General features: G+C 37.9%; 2 protein-coding genes. One reads left to right on the top strand and one right to left on the bottom strand.

Annotation, left to right across the window (positions count from 1 at the left end; genetic code table 11):
* The first annotated feature begins 86 nt into the window (after positions 1-86).
* Positions 87-506 (top strand): winged helix-turn-helix domain-containing protein, encoded by a 420-nt coding sequence (locus tag BACCOP_RS01575; protein ID WP_007565486.1) that lies wholly within the window; start codon positions 87-89, stop codon positions 504-506.
* 162 nt (positions 507-668) lie between these two features.
* Here BACCOP_RS01575 and BACCOP_RS20760 read toward each other — a convergent pair whose 3' ends face one another.
* Positions 669-845 carry a hypothetical protein gene (locus BACCOP_RS20760; RefSeq protein ID WP_157034734.1) on the bottom strand — a complete coding sequence of 59 codons (177 nt, stop codon included), beginning with the start codon at positions 843-845 and terminating at the stop codon, positions 669-671.
* Positions 846-1115: the final 270 nt, after the last annotated feature.

Below are 1115 nucleotides of genomic sequence, written 5' to 3'. Positions count from 1 at the left end.
GAATGGTACGCCTTTATAGGGAAACAGAGGTGATATTACTATATATTAGCATCGGCTCTTCCTCTCCAAGGATGTGAGAAAGGGCTATGATATCGGAGTCAATAATAAGTAAAGAAGCCGTTAATCCTGATGAACTGGATGCTCACCTTCATGCCATTCTGAAGATGAAGGAAGGTACCAAGTCCCGTGATGAAAGCGGGATATGCCGTTTTGGAAAGTATGTTCTTGATGCGAAACAGGCATTTCTGCTTAACAACGAGTCTGGCAATAAAACCACCCTTACGGTAAGGGAAGCCCAGTTGCTTCAACTTCTCGCGCAGAATAAAGGTGAGGTTGTAAACAGGGAAACCATTCTCAACCGTTTCTGGAATACCGATGACGATTATTTTGCTTCACGCAGCCTTGATGTATTCATCACCAAACTGAGGAAGTTGTTTGCCAATGACCCGCAGATAGATATAGTTACCAAAAGAGGCATTGGTCTGAGTCTTGTCGTAAACAACTGACAATATATACCCTCTCAAAATATTCTTTTCAAATGTCTTCTTAGCATATCAAACGATTGAGAAACCATTTCGTCATAATAGGATATGGTGTATGACTCTACTGTCTACAACTACGAAAATGTATATTATGGACAGTATTTGCATCTTCTACATTATTATTTTCTAGAGGGTGTGATCGAGGCTGAAATACCAGTGACTATCTTTTACTCCACAGCAGAATGTATCAATGAGATAAATTCCTACTGTATAGGTTTGCTGCGGGTGACACCGGGTTACCCATACCATCAATTCTCCACAGTCTTCCCATCCTTCTGTGAGATAACAATCACCAATGGGCAACTTACGTGCTCGCTGGCGGATATATTGTTCTGGAGATAATGCTTTTTGTTGCTTTGAGATGATTATCTATTTTATTTTTCACAAAAATAAAATATTATTTCTGTAAATCATTTTTCTCCGTCTATCATTTCCCAAAGTCTTCAGCATATGTTTCGGAAAAGATGTACAAATTATGTCATTTATTTGTACAAATTATTTTATCTTTCGTACAAACTTCCAAAAAGTTTGTACAAAGTTCTAGCAAAAATTCAGCATGTTTTTCATAATTCT

Source organism: Phocaeicola coprocola DSM 17136 (assembly GCF_000154845.1).
In the GTDB taxonomy this organism is placed as follows: domain Bacteria; phylum Bacteroidota; class Bacteroidia; order Bacteroidales; family Bacteroidaceae; genus Phocaeicola; species Phocaeicola coprocola.
Note: the sequence above shows the minus strand (reverse complement) of the source record. Positions and strands in the feature narration are given on the sequence as shown.

Excerpts from the sequence above, each read along its gene's own strand:
- BACCOP_RS01575 (WP_007565486.1), top strand. The coding sequence starts at position 87 with ATGATATCGGAGTCAATAATAAGTAAAGAAGCCGTTAATCCTGATGAA.